The following is a 22,497-nucleotide window of genomic DNA, read 5'->3' as shown; positions in this document are numbered from 1 at the left end:
AGTTCTTCTTAGAACAGGAAGCCGGCAACGAGGCCGATGAGGGCGAGCGCCTCGACGAAGGCGATACCCAGGAACATGGTGGTGCGGAGCTGACCGGCCATCTCGGGCTGGCGAGCCATGCCCTCGACGGTCTTACCGACGAGCATGCCGATACCGATGCCGGGGCCGATGGTGGCGATACCGTAGCCGATGGACTGCAGACCGTCGAAGGCGGTAACAGTCTCGTTTGCCTGAGCGAGGATGATGTCGTTCATGTGAAAGTCGTTCCCTTTCTTGGTGCCCGTCTGCGATATTCCGCGAGGCGGGCGTGTGACAAAAAGTTATGGGGTTTTGTAGTGTGGCCGGTTTCGCGCTTGTGCTAGTGCGAATCAGCGTGCAGCGACAGTTCGATGTACACAGCCGTCAGAAGAGCGAAGATGTACGCCTGCAGGAAGATGATGATCAACTCGTACAGGGTGAACAGGATTGCTGCGATGAGGGTCAGTCCACTCAAACCCGTCCAAGCGTTAAGCTGCCAGAAGAAGAAATTCGTGGCGGAGTACAACAGGACGAGAATGATGTGACCGGCCAGGAAGTTCGCCATAAGACGAAGCGCCAGTGTGACCGGGCGCAGAATGAAGGTCGAGAAGATCTCGATGGGAACCACCAGCAGGTGGAGGAAGGGCGGCAGCCCAGGAATCACGACCGAGTGCTTGAAGTAGCTTGCGCCGTAGCGCTGAACGCCGGCGTAGATCATTGCGATATAGGCAACAACCGCGAGCACGATCGGCATACCGATACGCGAGTTCGGGGAAATGTTGAGACCCGGAATGATCGTCGCTGCATTCATGAACAAGATCGTGAAAAAGATGGTGGCGATAACCGGAAGGAATCGCTTGCCGTCCTTCTTGCCCAGCGTGTCCTCTGCGATGTTGACGCGGACAAAGTCCACGCCCATCTCCGCTAGATTCTGCAGACCTTTAGGAACCAGCTTCGGCTTCCTAAACGCAATAGCAAAAAGAAGCACCAGGACTGCCGCCACGAACAGGCGGACAATCATGATGCGATCCAATGCGAACCACCCATTGGCGAAGTCCTCGCCGATGAGCTGGCCGTACGTTTGCCCCGGGAAAAATTCTGGACCAAGTGCGGGCGCGTGGAAGGAACCCTTCATGCCCTCGGCCAAAGTTGTAACGCTCAGCGTTCTCTCCCGTTCTCGGGCCGCGCCAACAGATGCGGACGCGGTGCGATGGACGTCTACGAGACAACTGCTCCCGCGGCGGACTCCGTCGCACATCAGCGACCGCGGTGCAGGGGATGTTTCTTCAGGCAGCGTATTGCCCACTCATTAGCGGGCCTTTAGATACCTCAAGCTAACCCAGCGGATAGCCTAACAGGTTGATTACGGTTTCGGAGCGTATGGGGGTGTTGGTTTTTCGCCCCTCCCCTTAGAGTGGCCTTGAGCACCGAAAACACCACAAATATTGGCGTCTACGCTCAGTATTTGTTTTGGACGCGACGGAGAATTATTCCCAAACACCAAGACCGCCATCCCACTCAGAATGCAATACGTATAAATCGACCTGAGAGGCCCTATCGACAACCCGGAGCAGCACATTTACCGGACTGCGCGGCACCAGCAAACCGCCCCAAGGTCCCATTGTTGACAAGTCATCAATGCCTGCTATGTTTGTTGCCACATCATCAATCCGCTTCAAGGAGGCCCTCATGACCGATTTCGCAGGAACCTGGAACATCGACCCCGCTCACAGCAACATCGGCTTTGTCACCCGCCACGCAATGGTCACGAAGGTCCGGGGCAACTTCGATGACTTCACTGGGACGGTAACTGTTGACGGTGACGACTCCTCCACATCGCGCGCCGAGGCCGTCATCAAAACCAGCTCGGTCAACACCAACAACGCAGACCGGGACGCCCACGTCCGCGGAGAGGACTTTTTCGACGTGGAGAAGTTCCCCGAGATGACTTTCACCTCGACCGGTTTCGATATTGACGATGCGCGCGGCACCGTCACCGGCGACCTCACCATTAAGGGCGTGACCAAGCCGGTCACCCTCGACGTCGAGATCACCGGTGTCGACACCGACCCGTTCGGCAACACCCGCATCGGTTTCGAGGCATCGACGACGATCAACCGCACGGACTTCGGCATCGACTTCCAGGCCCCGATGGGCTCCGGCGGCGTGCTGGTCTCCGAAAAGGTAGCCATCGTCATCGATGGCTCAGGCATCAAGCAGTAAGATGGTCAATACGAGAACGCGGCCCCCAACGGGCCGCGTTCTCGTTTTTCTGTTTTCTACTTGTTTCGGTTTCGGCGCAACGCGCAGTTAATGGCCAGTCGCGCCTAACAAAAGGTCCGCATTCCCGTTCGCCCCTTAGCCCGTAGACGAGGGTGCTTTCAGCGAACAGTGCGAATGTTGCATAGAGACTCAAAAGGCCGGTGTGGGGTAGTTTCATTACCCCACACCGGCCATTGACGATTCCGCCTAGCGCCCACCGATTCTACAAAATCGGGAAGGCGAACGAACGGACCTCCAAGAACAGCCCTTATGCTGTCCTGCGCCGCCAGATGATAAGACCGGCACCCGCGAGAATGCTTAACGCTGCAAGCGCGAAAAGCCCACCAGAATTTGCTCCAGTATTTGCGAGCGCTGACTCACCCTTGGGAGTATTGGACTCAGTTTTGTGAGACTCGGACTAGCCGCCAGGCGTAGGACCATCCTGGAACGTGGATCCTCCCGACAAGGGCGTAGTCGTGGCGGTTGAGCTGGCTCCTGGCCGCGGCCGGGCCGGCATATTCGGCTCCGTCGAAGTCGGCGTGGTCCGCTCGGTCGTGGTCGTAGTCGACTCGGTCGTGGTCGTAGTCGACTCGGTCGTGGTCGTCGTCGGCTCCGTCGTCGTCGGCTCCGTCGTGGTCGTCGTCGTCGTCGGCTCCGTCGTGGTCGTCGTCGTCGGCTCCGTCGTGGTCGTCGTCGTCGTCGGCTCCGTCGTGGTCGTCGTCGTCGTCGTCGGCTCCGTCGTGGTCGTCGTCGTCGGCTCCGTCGTGGTCGTCGTCGTCGGCTCCGTCGTGGTCGTCGTGGTCGACTCGGTTGTGGTCGGCTCCGTCGTAGTCGGCTCAGTCGTAACAGGCGTCGACGGAGAAATCTTGGAGTTCGTCACGGTTACTTCGCCTGCGGGAATATTGCCCAAGTCACTTAGACTTGGGGTGTAGGAGCCCGAGACCTCAGTCTTCCAACCTTCTACACTCAGCTCCTTGACGGTGTACTCAATTGGAACATTCCTGCCACTCTGAGTGGGCAGTTTATCCCATTTTCCCTCGGTGACACCGTCTTCCAGGACCAACCGTGGAATCGGCTTATTGTTGATGTCCACTGCTGGTACTCCATCGGCGAGAAGCTCGAAAGTCGCTTGTGGAGCGGTCTCTCCTTCGCCCAAACCACTCCATACCTTCTTAAGGACAACGGAGGTAAGAGGCTGATCACCCCAAATCCATCCATCAGCCGTAATCGTCTTGAACCACCCGGGATCGCTGACGCCTCCCGGATGCTCCGTGGTTTTGACCGTAGCGACATTGGTGACGTTTGCGTTTTTCGCGGGCACGAGCGAGTAGTAGTTCAAGGCATACTGAGCTCGATCTGAGGCTGTTACGTTAATGGATTTGAAGAAGTCAGAAACCCTGAAGGTAAAACCATTACCGGTGAAGTCGATGTAATCAAGCATCGACGGGTACTCCAAAGCCGAGAAGGTGCGATTAACATATTCACCTGCTTCGTTTTTCTCCCTGATAGTGATAGTGAAGAAGTTACGGAGAATTGATCCTTCAAGAAGGGAAGCAACTTGTTCTTCAGTAATCTGGTTAAAGCCTTGCGGAACCTGTGAAACCTCCACCCCTGGAGTGAAGTCTGTAGGAAGACCGCTGATACTGTCCGAAATTTCAATTTCCTGTCCAATTACCCCCGGGTCGAGCTTGCCCTGCCAGTTATTCAGCTCGATAAACCAATGCGCCATGGTTTGGCCTTCTACAGGCTTAATCCAGTTGTAGTTATAACGCGGACTCTGCAGCTTGAGTTCTTTGGCCAAGTTCACGTCGTGCGTGCTGTACCCAGACCACTTGTTGATCACCATATCCGGCGCCGGCGGCGGCCCGGCTCCCTTGTGGATCTCTTCATAAATCTTCTCATTACCAAATTGGACTTCAATGGTCGCAGGAGTTGCTTCCCGAAGAGTCTCGGTAAAATTGGCGACGATTGATAGGCCGCCCTTAATGCCGATTTGACCTAGCAACTCATCACCGATTGTGACCTCAACCTTCTGACCGTCAACAACAGCCTTCGAGTTGCCACTTCCCAAATTAGCCGAAATCGGAGTAAAACCTTCAGGAATAGCGACGGTAAATGTGTCGCCTGGTTGCGTCCCGTCCGGAACTTGGAACTCAAAGTTGAAAGTGTACGGAGTTTGATATGTCACGGCAGTCGTTGGCTGACCGTCAGGACCCAACAGTTCAAACTTTGTCACTGTGGGCGTTACCGTGGCTGCGTGCGCGCGAGGGCTTGCGCCAAAAACTGTCACGCCTAGAATGAGCGCGAGGATCACTGCTACCGCTGTAACAGACCTCCTCGAAAACCCTAAGAATAAGTGTCTGGACATAAAGCTCCTAAATCTTAGATCCCCACCGGCGGCGGCGGATCGCACAATGAACAGTCACTGAATCTACAGGGTTTCCGTAGGTTTACAAAGCCTCCCTTGAGAGATTTCTATAAGTTTACCTATCTGGTGCGCCACCTCCGCTACCTGCACCCAGCTAGATCACCTACTCGAAGGGTTTCACCTCACAGGTGTAAAAACAGCAAAGTGCAGTTACCTGCCGAGATAGCTCACACGCGAGGTAATAACGCCCCATGCTTCCGCGCCGAGCACCACGATAAGCGACAGAATCGTGGTCACTGCAAAGGCTGTGTGATCGTAAAATGTGAGATCACGGATCAGCATCAGGACGATAATCAAGACCACCATCTTGACTAGCCAACCGCCGAGCACCACAGCCATCGTTGCCGACGGCGTTGCACCCGAGGTCGCCAAGACGGAGACAGCCGTAAGGAGCACGAACCCTCCACCGATGACAGCGCCAAGCAACACAGCCCAGATGCCGGGAAGTCCGCGGGCTGCACCCCAGCCCATGAGCGACGCGACAGTCAGCGCCAGCAACATCCATCCCCCCAGGCGCAGCGCGCGTGTCAGAGGACGCCGCGGGTTGTCGAACTCGCTCGCGTCCGCAACGGTTAGGTCGTCTGTCTTTTGCTCGGATGTAGCCACGGAGCCACATCCTAGCGTCTCTCCGGCACGCTAAGGAAGCCGCGGTGCACGATGTCACGACACTACTCGGACCGAAACTGCACCGGCAGGGTGCCGTTAGCCAGTGCAAGGACAGGCACTATGAAGCAGCCTAAATTAACGCCGCGCGCCTGTCTTTTCTCGTCCCTGTGTCTCGAACCACCACATTTGATAGCGACATCACTGCATCAGCGACGTCGTTGCAGGGCAACGGGCGAACGCTGCGAGACACGCTCTGAGCGCAGCGGGCCAATCTTGCCCTTCACAAACGGCACCGCCGTCAGCACTGCCGCTCCCGCTATGGCGATTGCCGTAAATGCGATAGCCCACTGCGCCGGGACGATGGAGAAGCTGACCGCCCCGAAAGCCACGGCAGAGACCCACAGGTACAGCACCAGGACGGTGCGCCGGTGGGTGTGCCCCAACCGCAGGAGGCGGTGATGGATGTGCCCGGCGTCGGCTGCGAACGGGCTCTGGCCACGTGCCGTTCGGCGCAGCACGGCCCAGACGAGATCAAGTACGGGCAGCGCGACCGCCGCCATGACCACCACGATGGGGCTAATTAGCGCGACGAAGTCCGCTGCCCCGTAGAGCGAAAGGTTGATCTTGCCGGAGGCTGAGATCGACGCCGCAGCCAAGAGCAGGCCAATCAGCATCGAGCCAGAATCGCCCATGAAGATGCGCGCCGGTTCGAAGTTGTGGGGCAGAAATCCGCCGCAGATGCCCACCAGCGCAGCGCAGATGATGGCGGGCGGATACGCGGAGACAGCACCGCCCTGGTCGTGCAGCACGGTCAGTGAGTACAGCAGAATCGCCGCCCCAGCGATGAGGCCAAGCCCGGCCGCCAGTCCGTCGATGCCGTCTACAAAGTTGATGGCGTTGACGAGCATCACCGTGAACACCGCGCTGACAAGCACGCCTTGGACGTTGTCGAAAATGACGGACGTCCCTCCGCCGAACGGCAGGTAGAACACGGTAAAAACCAGCCCCAACACGCTCATGAGTGCGGCTGCGAAGATCTGGCCGACTAGCTTGGTCACGGCTCCGAGCTCGTACAGGTCATCGATCACACCGACAATCACGATGGCGAACGCCCCGCCAAGCACCGCCGTCATCTCGGGAGTGACCGGGGCGAATCCGCGTGTCAACGCCGGCAGCTGTCCGGCGAGAAACACCGCCGAGACGAAACCGGTGAACATCGCCACGCCCCCTACGGAGGGTGTTGGCTGTGTGTGCACGTCGCGGGTGCGGATCTCCGCCACGCGGCCCGTGCGCACGAGCAGCGAGCGCACCACCCCTGTGGTGAGGTAGGTGATCGCAGCCGCGACAAGCAGAACGAGTCCGAGCTCGCGCAGTGGTACTCCCACGCCTGACACCTACTTTCTCCGCAGCTGCTCCGCGTCCAGTCCCAGGACGTCGGCGATGCGCTCGGCGGAAATGGCGCCTTCGCGCAGGATCACAGGTGCGGGCCCTGAGATGTCGATGATCGTGGAGGGCTCCCCCACCTCTGCCTCGCCGCCGTCGAGGTAGACGGGGACGGAATCGCCGAACTGGTGCTGGGCACCGGCTGCGGTAGTCGGCGGCTGGTGTCCGCTGAGGTTCGCACTCGAGACAGCCATGGGCCCAACCTCACGCAGAAGCTCGATTGCGAGCGGCTGGTTGGGCATGCGCAACAGGACAGTCCCGCGCGTGTCGCCGAGGTTCCACGGCAGGCTGGGCGCCTCGGGCACGATGATGGACAGCCCGCCCGGCCAAAACGCTTCGACGAGTATTCTAGCGGTGTCGGAGAATTCCCGTACGAGCCCCTGGATGGTCGTCCAGGAACCGACGAGGACCGGGACGGGCATGTCGGGACCGCGGCGCTTGGTGGCCAAAAGGCGCGCGACGGCGTCGTTGTTGAAGGCGTCGGCGCCGATGCCGTAGACGGTGTCCGTGGGCAAAACCACGCACTGCCCCGCGCGAGCGGCCTCAACCGCGGCTTTCAGACCGCGCTCGCGCCCCTCGTTTGTCAGGCAGTTGTAGATCTCGCTCGGCATGGTTCTCCCTCGTTGTTTCCCTCACCACGGTCGCGTGTCAGGGCACTACCTTACCCGCGGTGACAAACCTCTCTCGACCAGCTAGGTCTCGCAGCACCGCGATGTCGCTGAATGACCCGTTCGCGTGCACGGTGTCGCGCACTGCGCGCGAGGTCGTGTCGTCGTGCTCAATCCCGATGCGGCCTGTCGGGGTAAGCAGGCGCGCCGCGACGGGAACAAGCCCGCGGATCGCGTCCATCCCGTCCGCGCCCGAGAACACGGCCTCATCAGGGTCGAAGTACACCTCCGGCTGCAGGTCGGGGTCCTCGGGCACGTACGGCGGGTTCGTCACCACGAGGTCGACCTCGCCGGTGAACTCGGAAAGCAGATCCGGGTCACACATATCCCCCGCCACCACGCTTATCGACGCCCCATTGGCCGCCGCATTTTCCTGCGCGTACTCGCGCGCCACCTCCGAGCGCTCCACCGCAATAACACGCGCATCCGGGCGGGCGTGCGCAATGAAGATCGCCAGCGCCCCGGACCCCGTCCCCAGGTCGACCACCAGTGGCGCGTCGATCCCGTCGAGGGCGTCAACGGCCCATTGGGCGAGCACTTCGGTCTCCGGCCGGGGGATGAACACCCCAGGGCCGAGGCGCAGCTTCAGTGGGCCGAACTGGGCGGTGCCCGTGATGTGTTGCAGCGGCTCGCGTGCGGCGCGGCGCGCAATAGCGGCGTCGTACGCCTCGGCGAAACCTGCGGGCGCGTCGGTGAACATGAGCGCAAGCGGGGGGACGTCGAGAAGCGCTGCGGCGATGAGGCGAGCGTCGACCTCGGGCGAGGCAACGCCCGCGTCCGCCAGAAGTGCGGCGGCGCGGGCGATACGGTGGCGCAGGTCGGCGCTGTTACTCGGCCTCAAGGCGCTCCTGGCGCTCGTGTGTCTGGAGAGCGGTAATCAGCTCGTCCATGTTGCCGTCGAGCACCGAATCAAGGTTGTTGGCCTTGTAGTTGATGCGGTGGTCCGAGATGCGGTTCTCCGGCCAGTTGTAGGTGCGGATGCGCTCGGAACGGTCCATCGTGCGCACCTGGGAGGCGCGACCCTCGGCGGCTTCCGCCTCCGCCCGCTCGCGCTCGAGCTGGTCGAGGCGTGCCTGGAGCACGAGCATCGCGCGGGCGCGGTTCTGGATCTGGGAGCGTTCGTTCTGGCAGGTGACCACGATATTCGTGGGCAGGTGCGTAATACGCACGGCGGAGTCAGTGGTGTTGACACCCTGGCCGCCCTTGCCCGAGGAACGGTAGACGTCGATGCGCAGGTCCTTCTCGTCGATGTTGACCGAGCCGACCTCTTCCGGCTCCGGGTAGACGAGCACACCGGCGGCGGAGGTCTGGATGCGGCCCTGCGACTCGGTCACGGGGATACGCTGGACGCGGTGCACGCCGCCTTCGAACTTGAGCACGCTCCAGGCGCCGTCGCGCGAGGGTGTCTTGGCCTTAACAGCAACGGTCATGTCCTTGACGCCGCCGAGGTCCGACTCGGCGATGTCGAGAACGTCCCAGGTCAAGCCGTGCTTTTCGCAGTACTTCTGGTACATGCGGGCGAGGTCGCCGGCGAACAGGGCCGCCTCCTCGCCGCCGGCACCGGCCTTGATTTCCATGATGATGTCGTCGCCGTCGTGCTCGTCGCGCGGCGCGAGCAGGTCGGCGAGTTCTTCCTCGAGGCGCACGATCTCGCCCTCGAGGCGGGTCGCCTCTTCGGCGAACTCCTTGTCCTCGGTGGCCATCTCGGAGGCGGCCTCGTGGTCCTCACGGGCCTGAACGAGCGCGTCGTTGACCTTGATGATCGGCTGCAGCTCCGCGTAGCGCTTGGACAGCTTGCGGAACGCGTCCTGGTCGCCGGCGACATCGGGGTCACCCATTTGTGCCTGGATGCCCTGGTATTCGGAAACGTAGTCGTCGACAAGCGAGACGTGCGATCCCATGCTGGAAGGCTTGGCCATTAGCTGTACTCCTCCTCGTCCTGGCTCGCGGTCATCGGCGCGGACTGGGCCACGCCCATGAGGAACTCGCCGTTGGACTTGGTCTTCTTCAGCTGCTTGATGAGCATGTCGATGGACTGCTGCGGGTCGAGCGCGGACAGGATGCGGCGCAGCTTGTGCATGATGCGCGCCTCCTCCGGGCTCATGAGCAGCTCGTCCTTGCGGGTGCCGGACGGGTTGACGTCCACCGCCGGGAAGACGCGGCGCTCGGCGATCTTGCGGTCGAGCTTGAGCTCCGCGTTGCCGGTGCCCTTGAACTCCTCGAAGATGACGGTGTCGCCGGCGGAGCCGGTCTCGACCATGGCGGTCGCGATGATCGTCAGCGAGCCGCCCTCCTCGATGTTGCGGGCAGCACCGAGGAAGCGCTTCGGCGGGTAGAGCGCGTTGGAATCCACACCACCGGAGAGGATGCGGCCCGACGCTGGGGACGAGTTGTTGTAGGCGCGGCCCAAGCGGGTGATCGAGTCGAGCAGGACCACAACGTCCTGGCCCATCTCCACCAGGCGCTTCGCGCGCTCGATGGCGAGCTCGGCCACGGCGGTGTGCTCGCTCGGCGGGCGATCGAAGGTCGAGGCGATGACCTCCCCCTTGACGCTGCGCTGCATGTCGGTGACTTCCTCGGGGCGCTCGTCGACAAGCACAACCATGAGGTAGCACTCCGGGTTGTTCGTGGCGATCGCGTTGGCGATGTTCTGCATGATCGTCGTCTTACCGGCCTTCGGCGGGGAGACGATCAGCGCGCGCTGGCCCTTGCCGATCGGCATGACCAAGTCGATGACGCGGGTGGTCAGGATGTTCGGCTCGGTCTCGAGGCGCAGGCGCTTGTTCGGGTACAGCGGGGTGAGCTTGTGGAACTCCTTGCGCTGCTGCGCCTGCTCCGGGCTCATGCCGTTGACGGAATCAACGCGTACGAGCTGGTTGTAGCGCTGGCGGTTGCGCCCGTTGCCGTGCGCGTGGCTTTGGCCGTTCGCGCGGACCTGGCCGATCACGGCGTCACCGGAACGCAGGCCGTTTTGGCGCACAAGCTTGTTGTTGACGAACACGTCGGCCTGGTTGGCACGGTATCCGGTTGTGCGGATAAACGCGGTGTTGTTGTCCACGACATCGACGATGCCGGCGACTTCTTGCAGGTCGGCCGGATCGAAGTTCTGGTTCTGGTCGTTGTTGTTGTGGTTGTCACCCTGGTTGCCGTCGCCCCCGCGGCCGCGGTTGCGGTTGCGGCGGTTGCGACGTCCGCGGCGGCTGTTGCCGTCTGCATCGTCGCGGTTGTGGTCACGGTTGTCACGGTTGTTCCGGCCGTTGCGGTTGCCGCGGCCGCCGCGCTCGGAATCGTCGCGGTTGTCGCGGTCGCGGTTGTCGCGGTCGCGGTTGGTCTGCTCGTCGTTGCCGTTGTTGTCCTGTCGGGAATCCTGGTGGGAATCCTGGCGGGAATCCTGCTCGCGGTCCTGATCCTGGTTCTGGCGGGCGCGGTTGCGGCGGGCGCGGCGGGCAGCGGAACGCGACTCGTAGCGCTGCTCGTCACCGTTGGAATCATCGCGGTCTCCACGGTCACCACGGTCGCCACGCTCATCGCCGGAGGCCGCAGCCTCGTCCGTGTGTTTCTCGCTCTTCATCGACGCTTCAGTGTTGTCGGCAGAGGTGGATTCCTGCGCGGCGTCGGCGGCCGGGCGGCTGGAGCGGCGGGCGGCGCGGCGCCGCGGCGCCTCGCCGGAGCGGTCCTGGTCGCGGGACTCGTTGCCCTCGGCCGCAGTGGTTTCGGCCGGTGCTTCTGCACGCTCGGCGGCTGCGGCCGCGCGGCGCGGAACCACGCCGGTGTTGATCGCCTCGATCAACTCGCCCTTACGTAGGCCGGACAGGCCTTTAAGGCCCTGCTGCGCCGCAATCTGGCGCAGTTCTGGGATCTTGAGCGCAGCGAGGTTCGTGCCTGCTGCGTTGGTGCCCGATTCGGTCACGGATGTCCTTTCGTCGCTTGACCGGCGTTCGTTGGCTATTCGCCCAGGTGTGGGGCGCTGTAGGCCGGAAGCTTTCGTGTGCAATTAGTCTCTAGTTCTGCTCGTGCGGCGGGCGCGTATGCGCGTCGCTTCCGCACGCCCCCGAAATCACACCGCCCTGAGCCCGGCGCGCATGTGTTCAGCGCGTGGGAAACAATCAGGGACTGAATCTGGGGTGGTGCCAGCCCACTCACCCGTGCTGCTTTGCTCCGAGGCGGTGAAGGCGTGAAGAGAAGAGAGCGGGAAAGACGCTCGAGAGCTCTCTAGCGCGGTAGTCTATCGCATCTTTGGTCGGGCGGCTCACTATGCCTCCCTATACCGCGCGTCCGTAGCGTGCGACGAAGGTCTAGGGCCGTTCCTGACGGGTGGTGTCGGGTCGGGCGCTAGAGTTGTACGCATGCTCTCCACGATGCAGGAAGTGCCGTTTTCGGTCGGCAGGATTCTCGCCCACGGTGAAACTGTTCATGCGTCCACGAAGGTCACCACGTGGCGCAATGGCGAGGCGGAGGAGTCGACCTTCGGCGAGATTGGGGCGCGCGCCGCGGCGTTCGCGCACGCCATTCATGACGATCTCGGCATCGACGGCGACCAGCGCGTGGCCACGTACATGTACAACTGTGCGGAGCACCTCGAGGTGATGTTCGGGGTTGCGTCGAAAGGCGCGGTGTTTACCCCACTCAACGTCCAGCTCGTCGAGGACCAAGTCATTTATGTGGTCAACCACTCCGAGGCGGAGGTGGTTGTCGCCGATCCCCGTCTCGCGGAGCGCCTCGGCGGCATCCTCGCGCACTGCCCCTCGGTGCGCGTCGTCGTCTTTACCGGCCTTGCCCCGCTTGCCGAGGCCGCAGCTCACCTGCCCGAGGGCGTCGAAGCCCGAAGCTACGAGGCGCTGCTCGACGGCCGATCGACCGTCTACAACTGGCCCGAGCTGCCGGAGAACACCGCGGCCGCGCTGGTCTACTCGACGGCGACAACGGGTGCGCCGAAGGGTGTCGCCTACTCACACCGCTCCATCTGGCTAGAAGCGATGAGTCTGCGCGCGACAGACTCGCTCGCGGTGTCCCACGGTGAGTCCTTCCTGTGCTGCATCCCCGTCTACCACGTGATGAGCTGGGGCGTTCCGTTCGCGGCGTTTCTGGTGGGCACCCCGCTCGTTCTGCCGGACTCGGACATGTCAGCGCCGACTCTCGCGCGAATCATCGCGGCGACGCACCCGCGTGTGGCGCACGGCGTGCCCACCCTATGGATCCAACTCGTGGTCCATTACCTCCACCACCCGCCGGAGCGCATGAGCCTGACGGAGATCTACGTCGGCGGCTCCCCCGCCCCGCCGGGACTGATCAAGATTTGGGAGGAGCGCTACGGCGTCGACGTCGTCCACGTCTGGGGCATGACGGAAACCTCGACGGTCGGGACGATTGCCCGCCCGCCGTCGGGCGTGTCCGGCGAGGCGCGCTGGGCGTACCGCGTCTCCCAGGGCCGTTTCGCCCCGTGGCTGGAATTCCGCGTGGTCAACGATGGCGAGGTCATGGCATCGACCGACCGCACAGAGGGTGAGATCCAGGTGCGCGGCAACTTGGTCGCGGCGTCCTACTACCACTCCCCGACGCAGGAACCTGGCCAGATCGCCAGCACCTTCCGCGGCGAGGACGTCACGGATGCACACTTGTTCTTCACCGCCGACGGTTGGCTGCGCACGGGAGATGTGGGCACGGTGACCAGCGACGGATTCATGACGCTGTACGACCGCGCCCGCGACGTCATCCGCTCCGGCGGCGAATGGATTTACTCCGCCCAAGTGGAAAACCTCGTCATGGAGGCTGACGAGGTTGTCGAATGCGCGGTCATTGGCTACCCCGACAAGAAGTGGGGCGAGCGCCCCCTGGCTGTCACGGTGCTCCACGATGACATCGCTCCGACGGAGGAGACCGCGGCCCATCTGCGCGAGTCGCTCTCCGGGGTACTTCCGGCGTGGATGGCGCCTGAGTACTGGACGTTTGTCGAGTCCATCGACAAGACCTCGGTGGGCAAGTTCGACAAGAAAGACTTGCGCAAGCACCTGGCCGACGACGAGTTCGAGATCGTGGCCCTGCCGGGACCGGGCAACCACTCCCGCGGCAACCCGACCAGCGAACAGGTGAAAGAGGTCGCAAAAGCGAACGCCACGCGGTCGATGTCCGAGCCTGAGCCGGAGGCAGATCCGCAAACAGAGTCGAGGGCAAATAGCGAGTCGGAATAGGTGGGAAATGGTGATGTGGCCCGTACAATGGGCCCATCATGGTCGATTTCCCCTCGCTCGAACTCGTAGACCAGCACGGACGCACCGCGCGTGACCTGCGCGTCAGCCTCACCGACAGGTGCAACCTGCGGTGCACGTACTGCATGCCCGCCGACGGGCTCGAGTGGCTTCCCACGGAGCATTCGCTTGACGACGCCGAAGTGATCCGCCTCATCCGCCTCGCCGTCGAGCACCTCGGCATCCGGGCAGTGCGCTTTACCGGCGGTGAGCCCCTGCTGCGCGCGTCCCTGGAGCACATCGTCGCCGCGACCACGCAGATGCGGACAGACCAGGGAACTGCCCCACGAACCGCGATTACCACGAACGCCCTCGGGCTGGACAAGCGCGCGGCCGGGCTCGCGGCGGCGGGACTCGAGCGGATCAACATCTCGCTGGACTCCACCAGCCGCACCTCGTTTGCAGCACTTACCCGCCGCGACCGCCTCGATGACGTCATCACCGGCATCGAAGCCGCCATCGACGCAGGGTTGAGCCCCATCAAGGTCAATTCTGTCGTGATGCCAGGTGTGAACGAAGAAGGTGTGTGCGACCTCGTCCGCTTCTGTCTGGAGCGCGGGCTGCAGCTGAGGTTTATCGAACAGATGCCACTCGGGCCGCGGGGGAAGTGGACACGCGAGGGCATGATCACCGCCCGGGATCTCCTCGACCGCCTCGAGCGCGAGTTCACGCTCACCCCCGCCGCCGAGCCACGTGGTTCCGCGCCCGCGGCGCTGTGGGATGTCACGGACGGGGTTCACTGCGGCAAGGTCGGCATCATCGCCAGCGTGACGCACCCGTTCTGCGGGGCATGCGACCGCACGCGGCTGACCACCGACGGCGCCGTGCGCTCTTGCCTGTTTTCGTCTGCCGCCGACGAAGTTTCGCTGCGCGACATGATGCGCGCCGGGGCCGATGACGCGGAGCTTGCCCGCGCGTGGGCGACGGCGATGTGGCACAAAAAGCCCGGTCACGGAATTGATGACACTGGATTCCTCCAGCCGGAGCGCACCATGAGCGAAATCGGGGGTTAGCGTGGCTGTCAGTATCGCCGAGCACCGCAGCCGCGTGCTCGCCCTTGCCGCGCCCCGGATTCTGCGCGGGGTCCCCCTTGACGCGGCTACCGGTTGCGTCCTCGCTACCGATGCCGTTGGCGCCTACCCCGTGCCCCCGTTCGACAACTCGGCGATGGACGGATTTGTGTTGCATGTGGCGTCGTTAAGCGGGCCCGGCCCGTGGCCCCTGCCCGTCGCCGGCGACATCCCCGCTGGGGTTCCCGCCGCGCCGTGCCCGCCTGGCCACGCCGTGCGGATCATGACCGGTGCGCCGCTGCCGGCTGGCGAGCGACTGACAGTCATCCCCGTCGAGGACACCGACATTCCACCCGGCCCGGTACCGCTGCCCGATTGCGTGACAATCACACGGTGGGACCCGGCGCGCACCCACATCCGCCCGGCGGGAGCGAATCTCGCGGCCGGGTCTGTGGTCGCCGCCGCCGGCACGCTTATCGACGCCGGGACGCTCGCCGCCTTAGTCTCCACCGGCGTCACCACCGTCGACGTCTTTGCCCCTCCCCGCGTCGCCGTCGTGTCCACCGGCGACGAGCTCGTTGCCTGGCCCGCCGCGCCCGGCCCGGGCCAGCTGCCCGACTCGAACCTGCCAATGATTGCAGCACTCGCCCGCGCGAACGGGGCCGGCGACGTCGTCGAGTTGCGCACCGACGACAACAACGCCTCCTTCGCCGACGTCCTCGACGCCGCCGCGCAAGATGCCGACATTGTCGTCACGACCGGCGGGATCAGCGAGGGCGCCTACGACGTCGTCCGGGCCACCACCGAGCCCGGCGGTTTCGTGTGGTTCGGCCGTGTGCACCAGCGCCCCGGCGCGCACCAGGGCGCCGGGTGCTGGCGAGACACCGCACTGGTGTGCCTGCCCGGCAACCCGGTTGCTGCGTGGGTGTCGTTTCACCTCTACGTCGCACCCCTCATCGCGACCGCGGCAGGGATCACAGACGATCCGCTGCGCGTGACCGCGCGCGCCGGCGCCGGGTTCCGGCCCCCGCGCCGGGCAGTGCCGCAGATCGTGCCGGTGCGCTACTCCGGCGGGGTGGCGACGCCGTTTTCCGCCGGGGACCACATCTCCGCCGATGTCAGTGCGTTGACCGCGGTCCGCGGCTACACCATTCTGGACGGCCCCGACGTGCCCGATATCCTTGACGTTTATCTAACCCACAGCTAGGCGAGGAGAAACATTGAAGTTCACACACCTGAACGGCTCCGGCGAGGCCTACATGGTCGATGTCACCGACAAGCAGCCCACGGTGCGCCGCGCCACCGCCCAGGGCGAGGTCGCCTGTTCCCCCGAGGTGATCGAGGCGCTGCGCAGCGGTGCTGTGCCCAAGGGCGACGTCCTCGCGGTCGCCCGCGTCGCCGGAATCTCCGCGGCCAAGCGCGTCCCGGATCTGCTGCCCTTGGCGCACACCATCGGCGTCCACGGCTGCGCGGTGGATCTGGAGATCCGCGACGATCACGTGTTTATCCAGGCCACCGTGCGCACCGCCGACCGTACAGGCGTGGAGATGGAGGCGCTGACTGCGGTGAGTGTGGCGGCGCTGAGCGTGGTGGACATGGTCAAGGGCGTGGACCGCACCGCCTACATCCGCCGCATGGGAATCACCGCCAAGTCGGGCGGACGCTCCGGGGACTGGTCGCGTGAGCTGCCCCAGGGCTAGATCCGAATGGGACGATGTCGGCGTCATCGTGCTCGCCGGCGGTCGCTCCACTCGCATGGGTGCGGATAAGGCGCAGGTGCGGGTGGACGGGCGCAGGCTCGTCGACAAGCTTGTGCAGTGCCTGCCCGAGGTCGCAGACATCGTGGTGGTCACCCCGCAACCCGTGACGGTCCCGCGCGCGCGAGTGGTCAGCGAAGATCCGCCCTACGGTGGCCCGGTCGCCGGGATCGCGGCGGGTGAAGCTGCGCTCGCAGAGGCGTGCACCCTTGTTGCTGTGCTCGCAGTCGATGCGCCGGCGTCCCCGCGCCACCTGCCTGGCCTAGTGAGCGCGGTGCGCAACGCTCCCGCCAGCGGCTGCGCAGTGGTGGTCGACGGTAGCTTTCTCAACCCGTTGTGCGCCGTGTGGCGCCGCGACGCGCTGCAGGCCGCGCTCGTTAGCGTCGGTACCCGCGATGTCGCCGCGAAGGCGCTGGTGCGCGCCGCGGGAAACCGCGTGGAGATTGCCGGCAACGGGTGGGAGCGCGATTTCGACACCCCCGACGAGCTCAGTACATTAGGCAACGTCGAACTGTAGGACCCGCGCGTCCCCCATTTCACGTCCCACCCCTGTCCACAACCGGGAGATTCCATGCGCCTTTCGCGAGTCCTCACCCCCCTTGCCGCGCTCACCGCGGCCACCTTGTTGTCTTCGTGCGCTGCCGAGGACGACGCCGAGCTCCTGGTGCTGGGCGCGTCCTCTGTGCGCGTGGTCAACGACGACATTCAGACGCTTTCACCGGTTCCGCTCTCCTTTGTCAACGCCGGATCGTCGGAGCTCGTCAGCCAGCTTATCGACGGCTCCCCGGGCGACCTGCTTATCACCGCCGACCGCAAAACCATGGATGCGGCTGTCTCCGCCGGGGTCGCCGAGAACCCGGAAGTACTCGCGCAGAACACGATCGTGCTGGTCGTGCCCGCCGGAAACCCCGCGGGCGTCACGTCGCTTGAGGACCTGAGCCGCGATGACGTGCGCACCGTCGTGTGCGATGTGCAGGTCCCCTGCGGCGCGGCAACGCAGCAGATCCTCGCTGCGAACGCGGTCACGATGACTCCGGTGTCGATGGAAAACAACGTCGCCGGAACGCTGGGCAAGGTCGTCTCCGGCGACGCTGACGCCGGGTTCGTCTACCGCACGGACGCCATCGCCGCAGGCGAGCAGGTCGAGACGATCGACATCGCCCACGCCGAGGATTTCCCCACCACCGTCATCGGCGCCGTGGTTGCCGACAGCGCCCGAGCAACACAGGCGCGCGCGCTGCTCGGCACCCTCGCCGGCGACGATTCTGCCGAGATGTGGAAGCGCCACGGGTTCGCGCCGGCGTCCTCCTAGCGCGCCTCCGGTACGCTGAGCGCGATGCGATGGAATGGATTCTCGCCGGTAGCGGCTCTCGGTGCTCTCGCCCTCGCGGTGCTTGTCGCACCTGTCGTCGCGCTGGGCTCGCGCGTTCCGTGGGCGCGCCTGCCTGAGATCCTCCGCACCCCCGAGACCGCCGAGATGCTGGTAATCACGGTGTCCTCGGCCGCGATCGCGACCGCCATCACGCTCGCGCTAAGCATTCCGCTGGCGGTGTGGACAAGTTCGCTGCGCCGGGGCTCCCACCTCGCCCGCGTGGTCGTGCTCCTGCCGCTGGCGCTGCCGCCGATCGTCGCGGGCCTGGCGCTCAACGCACTCATCGGCCGCCGCGGTCTTGCCGCTCCGCTTCTCGACGCCCTCGGGGTCTCCTTCGCTTTCACCTTCGCCGGCGTCGTGGCCTCCCACGTCTTTGTGGCGCTGCCTTTTGCCGCCATCACCTTAGATTCCGCGCTGCGCCAGGTCGACCGCGCGATCGTGCACTCCGCGGCGGGTGTGGGCATGAGTCAGACGCGCATCGCGCGCAAAATTCTCCTGCCCGCTCTGGCGCCAGCCCTGGCCGCAGCAGCAGGGTTGTCCTTCGCCCGCTCCCTGGGAGAGTTCGGCACGACGCTGACATTCGCCGGCTCCCTGCCCGGCCAGACCCGGACCATGCCCATCGGGATCTACCTGGCCCGCGAGATCGACTACGGCACCGCCTACGGCCTCGCCGCCGTCCTCGCACTGCTTGCCGTCGCGGTACTGGCAGCCACGACCCTGCCCGCGCTCCTGCGCCGGCCCCACCGGCACCAGGTCCACGCCCTCGGCCCGATTGACGCGAGCACGCTGCTGGATCTTGCCGCACCGGCCGCCGCGGCCCCGGATCTCAGCGCGCGCGGCACCCGCTGGACAGCCGCGCGGATCACCGCCCTCATTGGTCCGAATGGGGCGGGCAAAACGACGCTGCTGCGCGAGGTCGCCGCCGCCGACCCCGGCGCTGCGGCGCTGCTGCCTCAGCACCCCGCGCTTCCCCCGGCAGCAAGGGCACTCGACTGTGTCGCGATGGTCACCCGCGATCCGGATCTGGCGCGCCGCATGCTCGAGGCAGCTGGGCTCGCCGCGCTCAGCGAGGTGCCCGCTGCGGCCCTGTCCGGTGGCCAGTCCGCCCAGGTGGCGCTGGTCAGAGCACTCGCAGCGCGGCGGCCGGTGCTGCTTCTCGACGAACCCTTCGCCGCCATGGACGTCACCTCAGCGCATGCCTGGCGCGGCGTGATCCGGGCAGCCCGCGACGAGCGCACCGTAGTTTTTGTTACCCACGACCTCTACGACCTCTACAGCGTCGCGGACGAGGTAGCGGTCGTCGACCACGGACGCCTCACCGCTGCCCGGCCCGTCGCCGCGGAGCTCGCGGCGCCGTCCACCACCTTCGTCGCCCGCCTCGTCGGGATGAACCGCGTCCCAGGATCTCTCCTCAGCGCGACCCGTGCGGGCACAACCGCTGTGTTTCCTCCGTCCGCGGTGCGGGTGACCGCCTCTGGCGAGGCAGAGCACGTCACCCTGCGAAGCCGCGTGTTAGGGATAACGGCGCTGCGGGCCGGCGACATGCAGGTCGAACTCGACGTCGCCGACGGAGTCCTCGCGGCTGCCGTCACACACGTTCACGCCCGCCAGCTGGCTATCGGCGATCCAGTCGGCGTCCACGTCGATCCAGACGCGATTGAGTTCATCGCGCACAAGTCGCAGCCCGAAGAGCCCTAGCTGCCGGAGCGCTACCCACCGGCGAACGGGGGCAGGACATCAACTCGCTGCGCACCCGAGAGGCTCGTGTCCGCTTCGGCGCGTGCGCCGTCGACCAAGAACGTGCAGCGTGTCAGGATGTCGCTGAGTGTCAGGCCGGAATCGGTGGTCAAGGTGTGGCGCTGGGAGGCGTCGTCAAGCAACTGCCCCAAGGTGTCGAACGCGCCGACCTCCTCGTCGCGCACACCTGTGGCTGCTCGAGCCGCGGCGAAATAGTGGACACGCATGGGCACGATCCTACAGCCGGCCCACAGTAGGCTGGGCAACCATGGACCGCTCACCCGAAGCCCACGAGGCCGCACTGCGCGCACTGATTCCCCCGCGGCCGTGCGAGGTCGTCGATCTCGCGTCCGCGGCGCTGCGGCGGGCTCGGTTGTCGCGGACGATCGTGGCGCGGGAGAACCAGCCAGCCTTCGACAACTCGCAAATGGACGGCTACGCCGTCGAGCGCACCGACGCCCACACTGCGGCCGCAGGCCCGACCATCCCCGCAGGGACGAACCCGGCAACGCTGTACCCGCACGGGCTGACTGGGCGCGCCGCACCGATTATGACCGGCGCCGCCATTCCCAGCGGAACCCGCGCCATCGTTGCGGTCGAGCGCTGCCGCCCGCCTCGTTTCGTCGCCGCGGGTGACAAGATCTCGTTCCCGGCCGCGCCCGAGGGCGAATTCATCCGCCGCGCCGGATCAGACATCCGCGCAGGTGACGTCCTCGCCGAAGCCGGTGCGCAGATCACCCCGGCGCTCTACGCCGCGTTGGTCGCGCAAGGGATAACGGAGGTAGAGGTAGAAGCCCAGGCGCGCATCATCATCGTTTCCGGCGGAGCGGAAGTTACGTCCTCCGCCAAGACCGGCCCCGCCACGGTGCGCGACACCAACGGACCGATGTTGGAGATACTCGCCCACCACGCGGACATCGACGTCGCGGCGCGAATCACCACAAACGATGACCCTGACCGGCTGCGCGCGGATCTCACCGACGCGATTGACCGCTATCGCCCCGACGCGATTGTCACCTCAGGCGGCATCAGCCACGGCGCCTTCGAGGTCGTGCGCCTCGTGCTTGACACGGGCTGGTTCGGCCACGTCGCTCAGCAACCGGGCGGGCCCCAAGGACTGAGCATGTTTGACGGCGTGCCCGTGATCAGCCTGCCCGGAAACCCCATATCCACACTGGTCAGCTTCCGCCTCTACGTCGCACCAGTTCTGGGCAACGCACCTGAGCCGGTCCGCGTTCCCCTCGCCGAACCGCTTCAGGGGATCGACGCGAAGGAGCAGTTTCTGCGCGGCGTCATCGTCGACGGGCGCGCAAAGCCCGTGGGTGATGCGGGCTCGCACCTTCTCGCACAGGCCGCACCTGCCACATGCCTGATCAGGATGCCTGCGGGCGCCAACTGCGCGGCCGGCGACGTCGTGGTAGTGTACCCGCTCGATTGATCCACCCAGGCGGAAGTGTTTTCCCAGTTCAGCGGTAAGTGTGGGCAATTTCTCACGTTTGTCATCGTGCAAAAGTATGAATCTTGCCCCCTAGGCGATAGCCTTAGCAAAAGCGGTTCATTCGCAATAATTGTCAATTATCAATCGGCTCGGCACTGACCACGGAAGGACACTGCCTTGACATCGTTCGATTCATCCCAACGAGTTCTTCACGGATGGGACCCTGAAGACCCCGAGAAGTGGGATTCCCGAATTGCACAGCAAACGCTGTGGATTTCGACGGTCACACTCTTCTTCGGTTTCGCTACCTGGTACCTCGTCTCGGCAATCGCGCCGCACCTGAACAACATCGGGTTCGACCTCACCTTGACGCAGCTCTACTGGCTCACCTCTGTGCCCGGCCTGACCGCAGGTCTTCTGCGCCTGGTCTGGATGTTCCTGCCGCCCATCCTGGGTACCCGCAAGCTGGTCTCGATGTCCGCGCTGTTGTTCATCATCCCGATGATCGGCTGGGGCCTCGCTGTCCGCAACCCTGAAACCCCCTACGGCTGGCTGCTCGCCCTGGCGTTCATGACTGGCCTCGGCGGCGGCGTTTACTCGGGCTTCATGCCCTCGACCGCGTACTTCTTCCCCAAGTCCAAGGCGGGTACCGCCCTCGGCCTCCAGGCTGGCCTGGGTAACCTCGGTATGTCGGCGATCCAGCTGGTCGCCCCGTGGCTGCTGAGCATCAGCCTCTTCGGCATCGGCGCCCTTGCACCGCAGCAGAACACCGCCACCGGTGAGTCGGTGAACATTCACAACATCGCCTTCTTCTTCATTCCGTGGGTGATCGTCATGGCCATCGTCGCCTGGATCTTCCTCAAGGATGTCCCGGTCACGGCCAACTTCCGCCAGCAGATCGATATCTTCAGCAACAAGAACACCTGGCTTTTGACCCTCGTGTTCGTCATGACCTTCGGTTCTCTTGCCGGCGTTTCCGCCCAGCTCGCGCTGCTGATGCGCAACTCCTTTGACGCCTCCGCCGAGAAGTTCATCCTCTGGGTCTTCATGTTCCCGCTCGTCGGTGCCCTGACCCGCGCCGCATGGGGCCCGCTGTGCGACAAGTTCGGTGGTGCCATCTGGACATTCACCTCCGGTATCGGTCTGATCATCACCGCCGCCATTTCGGCTGTCGCCATTTCGCGTGGTGCAGAATCAGTGACGCTGTTCTTCTTCGTCATGCTGGTGTTCAGCTTCTTCGCGGGCATGGGTAACGCCGGTGCCACCAAGCAGATGCCGATGATCCTCCCGCCGCGCCAGGCTGGCGGCGTCATGGGCTGGACCGGCGCTATCGCCTCCTTCGGTCCGTTCTTCGTCGGTGTGTTCCTGTCGACGACCAGCCCCTCCGCTTTCTTCTGGTACCTGATCGTCTACTACATCATCGTGACCGCGATCGTCTGGTACTTCTACGCTCGCCCCAAGGCTCCCTTCCCGGGATAAGCGCCTTGCCGCCCACCACGTGGGCATGAGCTAG

20 protein-coding genes and 1 pseudogene are annotated in these 22,497 nt (G+C 64.4%); 11 read left to right on the top strand and 10 right to left on the bottom strand.

The genetic code is table 11. From position 1 onward, the window contains the following. Nucleotides 1–8: 8 nt before the first annotated feature. Nucleotides 9–254 (bottom strand): ATP synthase F0 subunit C, encoded by a 246-nt coding sequence (locus VVR41_RS07220; RefSeq protein ID WP_038589976.1) that lies wholly within the window; start codon nt 252–254, stop codon nt 9–11. Between the two features lie 104 nt (nt 255–358). Then, the gene (gene atpB / locus VVR41_RS07215) at nt 359–1,153 is read right to left on the bottom strand and encodes a F0F1 ATP synthase subunit A (protein WP_368524185.1); all 795 of its coding nucleotides are present in this window, start codon (nt 1,151–1,153) and stop codon (nt 359–361) included. Between the two features lie 554 nt (nt 1,154–1,707). Here atpB and VVR41_RS07210 point away from each other — a divergent pair. Beyond that, nucleotides 1,708–2,241: a YceI family protein gene (locus VVR41_RS07210; protein ID WP_368524184.1), complete on the top strand. Its 534-nt coding sequence runs from the start codon at nt 1,708–1,710 to the stop codon at nt 2,239–2,241. A 307-nt stretch (nt 2,242–2,548) separates the two neighbouring features. Here VVR41_RS07210 and VVR41_RS07205 read toward each other — a convergent pair. Then, nucleotides 2,549–2,638 (bottom strand): annotated as a pseudogene (locus tag VVR41_RS07205) (LPXTG cell wall anchor domain-containing protein); the annotation flags it as partial. Between the two features lie 91 nt (nt 2,639–2,729). Between VVR41_RS07205 and VVR41_RS07200 the strand changes: the two are divergent. Continuing rightward, on the top strand, nt 2,730–3,212 hold the full coding sequence (locus VVR41_RS07200) for a hypothetical protein (RefSeq protein WP_368524211.1): 483 nt from the start codon (nt 2,730–2,732) through the stop codon (nt 3,210–3,212). Between the two features lie 1,646 nt (nt 3,213–4,858). Here VVR41_RS07200 and VVR41_RS07190 read toward each other — a convergent pair. From VVR41_RS07190 to rho, 6 genes are all read right to left on the bottom strand, one after another. Beyond that, complete coding sequence (locus VVR41_RS07190) at nt 4,859–5,314, bottom strand: hypothetical protein (protein ID WP_321102612.1); 456 nt, start codon at nt 5,312–5,314, stop codon at nt 4,859–4,861. A 206-nt stretch (nt 5,315–5,520) separates the two neighbouring features. Then, entirely contained in the window at nt 5,521–6,708 is a 1,188-nt protein-coding gene (locus VVR41_RS07185) for an MraY family glycosyltransferase (RefSeq protein ID WP_368524183.1), read from the bottom strand. Beyond that, nucleotides 6,709–7,368 (bottom strand): L-threonylcarbamoyladenylate synthase, encoded by a 660-nt coding sequence (locus VVR41_RS07180; RefSeq protein ID WP_368524182.1) that lies wholly within the window; start codon nt 7,366–7,368, stop codon nt 6,709–6,711. A 37-nt stretch (nt 7,369–7,405) separates the two neighbouring features. Next, nucleotides 7,406–8,266 (bottom strand): peptide chain release factor N(5)-glutamine methyltransferase, encoded by an 861-nt coding sequence (gene prmC, locus VVR41_RS07175; RefSeq protein WP_368524181.1) that lies wholly within the window; start codon nt 8,264–8,266, stop codon nt 7,406–7,408. After that, nucleotides 8,253–9,326, bottom strand: a complete 1,074-nt coding sequence (gene prfA / locus VVR41_RS07170; RefSeq protein ID WP_368524210.1) for a peptide chain release factor 1 — start codon at nt 9,324–9,326, stop codon at nt 8,253–8,255. The genes prmC and prfA overlap by 14 nt, the downstream gene beginning before the upstream one ends. A gap of 17 nt (nt 9,327–9,343) precedes the next feature. Then, complete coding sequence (gene rho, locus VVR41_RS07165) at nt 9,344–11,335, bottom strand: transcription termination factor Rho (RefSeq protein ID WP_368524180.1); 1,992 nt, start codon at nt 11,333–11,335, stop codon at nt 9,344–9,346. 436 nt (nt 11,336–11,771) lie between these two features. Between rho and VVR41_RS07160 the strand changes: the two genes are divergently transcribed. The 7 genes from VVR41_RS07160 to VVR41_RS07130 are packed head-to-tail and all read left to right on the top strand — an operon-like array spanning nt 11,772 to nt 19,507. After that, the gene (locus VVR41_RS07160; protein ID WP_368524179.1) at nt 11,772–13,613 is read left to right on the top strand and encodes a long-chain fatty-acid--CoA ligase; all 1,842 of its coding nucleotides are present in this window, start codon (nt 11,772–11,774) and stop codon (nt 13,611–13,613) included. 38 nt (nt 13,614–13,651) lie between these two features. Beyond that, nucleotides 13,652–14,683: a GTP 3',8-cyclase MoaA gene (moaA, locus tag VVR41_RS07155; RefSeq protein WP_368524178.1), complete on the top strand. Its 1,032-nt coding sequence runs from the start codon at nt 13,652–13,654 to the stop codon at nt 14,681–14,683. Nucleotide 14,684: 1 nt separating this feature from the next. Then, a complete protein-coding gene (locus tag VVR41_RS07150; protein ID WP_368524177.1) occupies nt 14,685–15,887 on the top strand; it encodes a molybdopterin molybdotransferase MoeA in 1,203 nt (400 codons plus the stop codon). A 13-nt stretch (nt 15,888–15,900) separates the two neighbouring features. Next, complete coding sequence (gene moaC / locus VVR41_RS07145; protein ID WP_321103760.1) at nt 15,901–16,380, top strand: cyclic pyranopterin monophosphate synthase MoaC; 480 nt, start codon at nt 15,901–15,903, stop codon at nt 16,378–16,380. Next, complete coding sequence (locus VVR41_RS07140) at nt 16,361–16,954, top strand: molybdenum cofactor guanylyltransferase (RefSeq protein ID WP_368524176.1); 594 nt, start codon at nt 16,361–16,363, stop codon at nt 16,952–16,954. The genes moaC and VVR41_RS07140 overlap by 20 nt, the downstream gene beginning before the upstream one ends. Nucleotides 16,955–17,008: 54 nt before the next feature. Next, a complete protein-coding gene (gene modA, locus VVR41_RS07135; RefSeq protein ID WP_368524175.1) occupies nt 17,009–17,749 on the top strand; it encodes a molybdate ABC transporter substrate-binding protein in 741 nt (246 codons plus the stop codon). Between the two features lie 24 nt (nt 17,750–17,773). After that, nucleotides 17,774–19,507 carry an ATP-binding cassette domain-containing protein gene (locus VVR41_RS07130; RefSeq protein ID WP_368524174.1) on the top strand — a complete coding sequence of 578 codons (1,734 nt, stop codon included), beginning with the start codon at nt 17,774–17,776 and terminating at the stop codon, nt 19,505–19,507. An 11-nt stretch (nt 19,508–19,518) separates the two neighbouring features. On the opposite strand, the gene VVR41_RS07125 is transcribed toward VVR41_RS07130, so the two are convergent. Then, nucleotides 19,519–19,773 carry a MoaD/ThiS family protein gene (locus VVR41_RS07125; protein ID WP_321103756.1) on the bottom strand — a complete coding sequence of 85 codons (255 nt, stop codon included), beginning with the start codon at nt 19,771–19,773 and terminating at the stop codon, nt 19,519–19,521. A gap of 41 nt (nt 19,774–19,814) precedes the next feature. On the opposite strand from VVR41_RS07125, the gene VVR41_RS07120 reads away from it, so the two are divergent. Continuing rightward, nucleotides 19,815–20,984 carry a molybdopterin molybdotransferase MoeA gene (locus tag VVR41_RS07120; protein ID WP_368524173.1) on the top strand — a complete coding sequence of 390 codons (1,170 nt, stop codon included), beginning with the start codon at nt 19,815–19,817 and terminating at the stop codon, nt 20,982–20,984. A 177-nt stretch (nt 20,985–21,161) separates the two neighbouring features. Then, a complete protein-coding gene (locus tag VVR41_RS07115) occupies nt 21,162–22,463 on the top strand; it encodes an MFS transporter (protein ID WP_368524172.1) in 1,302 nt (433 codons plus the stop codon). The last annotated feature ends 34 nt before the right edge of the window (nt 22,464–22,497 follow it).

This window comes from Corynebacterium sp. LK2510 (genome assembly GCF_040946405.1).
Classification (GTDB): Bacteria; Actinomycetota; Actinomycetes; order Mycobacteriales; family Mycobacteriaceae; genus Corynebacterium.
This window is presented reverse-complemented; position numbering and strand designations above follow the sequence as displayed.

What these genes read in the sequence shown, in the direction of transcription:
- moaA (WP_368524178.1), top strand. Translation starts at nt 13,652, where the DNA reads ATGGTCGATTTCCCCTCGCTCGAACTCGTAGACCAGCACGGACGCACC.
- VVR41_RS07180 (WP_368524182.1), bottom strand. Translation starts at nt 7,368, where the DNA reads ATGCCGAGCGAGATCTACAACTGCCTGACAAACGAGGGGCGCGAGCGC.
- modA (WP_368524175.1), top strand. Translation starts at nt 17,009, where the DNA reads ATGCGCCTTTCGCGAGTCCTCACCCCCCTTGCCGCGCTCACCGCGGCC.
- atpB (WP_368524185.1), bottom strand. Translation starts at nt 1,153, where the DNA reads ATGAAGGGTTCCTTCCACGCGCCCGCACTTGGTCCAGAATTTTTCCCG.
- VVR41_RS07120 (WP_368524173.1), top strand. Translation starts at nt 19,815, where the DNA reads ATGGACCGCTCACCCGAAGCCCACGAGGCCGCACTGCGCGCACTGATT.
- VVR41_RS07220 (WP_038589976.1), bottom strand. Translation starts at nt 254, where the DNA reads ATGAACGACATCATCCTCGCTCAGGCAAACGAGACTGTTACCGCCTTC.
- VVR41_RS07210 (WP_368524184.1), top strand. Translation starts at nt 1,708, where the DNA reads ATGACCGATTTCGCAGGAACCTGGAACATCGACCCCGCTCACAGCAAC.
- VVR41_RS07160 (WP_368524179.1), top strand. Translation starts at nt 11,772, where the DNA reads ATGCTCTCCACGATGCAGGAAGTGCCGTTTTCGGTCGGCAGGATTCTC.
- VVR41_RS07125 (WP_321103756.1), bottom strand. Translation starts at nt 19,773, where the DNA reads ATGCGTGTCCACTATTTCGCCGCGGCTCGAGCAGCCACAGGTGTGCGC.
- VVR41_RS07130 (WP_368524174.1), top strand. Translation starts at nt 17,774, where the DNA reads ATGCGATGGAATGGATTCTCGCCGGTAGCGGCTCTCGGTGCTCTCGCC.
- prfA (WP_368524210.1), bottom strand. Translation starts at nt 9,326, where the DNA reads ATGGGATCGCACGTCTCGCTTGTCGACGACTACGTTTCCGAATACCAG.